The following is a 2,262-nucleotide window of genomic DNA, read 5'->3' on the forward strand; positions in this document are numbered from 1 at the left end:
CGCGGCGCGTCCTCGGCGTGCCGGGCGTACCAGCCGGCGAGCCGCCGCAGATCGAGCGCCTCACCACCGAAGATCACGTACCGCAGTGCCGGAAGGCCCGTCTCGCCGCCGCCGTGTTCCGCGGCCGCGCGGTCCGCCTCGGCGAGCTGGTAGAACGCCGACGGGGTCTGGTTGAGCACCGTCACCCGTTCCCTGGCCAGCAGGGCGCGGAAGTCCTCGGGCGAGCGCGAGGTGTAGTGGTCGACGACGACGAGCCGGCCACCGTAGAGCAGCGGTCCCCACAGTTCCCACACGGAGAAGTCGAACGCGTAGGAGTGGAACATCGTCCACACGTCCCGCTCGTCGAACTCGAAGGCGGGCCACGTGTTCTCGAACAGTTCGAGGACCGTCCGGTGCGGAACCTGCACGCCCTTGGGACGGCCGGTGGAGCCGGACGTGTAGATGACGTACGCGAGGTTGTCGACGCGCAGCGGGGCCCGTCGTTCGTCGTCGCCGACCGGTGCGCCGGGGACCGCGGACAGATCGAGCGCCGACACGTCGATCACCTCGACGGCGGTGTCCGGCAGCGCCTCCCGATCGGTGCCGGAGACGAGCACGCAGACGGGAGCGGCGTCCGCGAGCATGAATTCGAGGCGGTCCGCCGGATACGTCAGATCCAACGGCAGGTAGGCACCGCCGGCCTGGAGCACGGCGAGGAGTCCGACGACGAGTTCCTCGGTGCGCGGCAGGGCCACGGCCACGAGGCTGTCCGGCCGCACTCCGCGGTCGATCAGGGTACGGGCGAGGCGGTTCACGCGCGACGCCAGCTCCCCGTAGGTCAGGCTGCGGTCGCCGGCGGTGACGGCGACCGCGTCGGGGGTCCGGCCGGCCTGCGCCTGGAACCGGTCGACGAGCGTCTCGCCGGCGGCGCGGGTGCCCGGCGCGTTCCACGCCTCGAGCACGACGGCCCGCTCCTCGTCCGGCAGCAGCGGGATGTCCCCGACCACCGTGGCCGGATCGGCGGCGACCGCCGCGAGCACCCGGGTGAACCGCTGGGCGAAGGCCTCCATGGTGCCGGCGTCGAACAGGTCGGTCGCATAGGTCAGCGCCACGGACAGCCCGCCCGGCGCACCGTCCTCGGCGACCACGTCCGAGACGGTCACCTGCAGATCGAACTTCGCCTGGTCGAAGGCGAAGTCGACCGGTTCGACGGCCAGGCCCGGAAGTTCGAGGCGGGTGCGCGCCAGGTTCTGGAAGCTGAGCGCGATCTGGAACAGGGGGTGCCGCGCCTGGGACCGTTCCGGATCGAGGACCTCGACGATGCGCTCGAACGGCACGTCGGCATGGCCGAACGCCTCGAGGTCGGTCTCGCGGACGCGAGCGAGGAGGGCGGCGAACGTGTCGCCGGGGCCGACCGGGGTGCGCAGCACCAGGGTGTTGACGAACATGCCGATGACGTCGTCGAGTTCGGCCTCGCCCCGCCCGGCGACGGGCGTGCCGATCACGATGTCCTCGGTGCCGGACAGCCGCGTCAGCACAGTGGCCAGTGCCGCGTGGACGACCATGAACAGCGTGACGCCGTGCCCCCGGGCGAGGGCCGTCAGCGCCGCGTGCGTGCCGGCGTCCACGGAGAAGCCGGCGACGGCACCGCGGTTCGACGCGACGGGCGGACGGGGCCGGTCCGCCGGCAGGTCGAGCTGGTCGGGGATCCCGGACAGCGTTCTGCGCCAGTAGCCGAGTTGCTGCGCGAGCACCGACCGGGGATCGTCCTCGGCGCCGAGAACCTCCCGCTGCCACAGCGCGTAGTCCGCGTACTGGATCGCCGGCGGCGCCCAGTCGGGTTCCCGGCCGGCGGCCCGTGCGGCGTAGGCGAGCATCACGTCGCGTGTGAGCGGCCCCATCGAGAATCCGTCGCCGCTGATGTGGTGCAGCACGACGACGAGCACGTGCTCCCGTTCGGACAGCCGGAACAGTCTCAGCCGCAGCGGGACTCCGGTGGTCACGTCGAATCCGGCACCGATCTCGGCGGCGACCGCGGCCGCGAGGTCGGCCTCGCTCACCGGCGTCGGCTCCAGTCCGGCGGCCGGATCCGCGGTGGGCAGGACGACCTGGCGCGCCACCCCGTCGACCTCCGGGTAGACCGTGCGCAGCGACTCGTGCCGGAACACCACGTCGTCGATCGCCGCGCGCAGCGCCCCGACGTCGAGGTCACCTCGGAGCCGGATGGCCAGCGGCAGGTTGTTCACCGCGGAGTCGGGGTCGAAGCGGTTGAGGAACCACATG

The 2,262-nt window shown here is 72.4% G+C and carries 1 protein-coding gene; it reads right to left on the reverse strand.

Annotated elements, in window-relative coordinates; translation table 11 throughout:
- Nucleotides 1–2,262, reverse strand: a 2,262-nt coding sequence (locus CQZ88_RS32110) for a condensation domain-containing protein (RefSeq protein WP_258008853.1), incomplete at both ends; no start/stop codon positions are given.

Source organism: Rhodococcus sp. ENV425, assembly GCF_002887785.1.
In the GTDB taxonomy this organism is placed as follows: Bacteria; Actinomycetota; Actinomycetes; order Mycobacteriales; family Mycobacteriaceae; genus Rhodococcus; species Rhodococcus aetherivorans.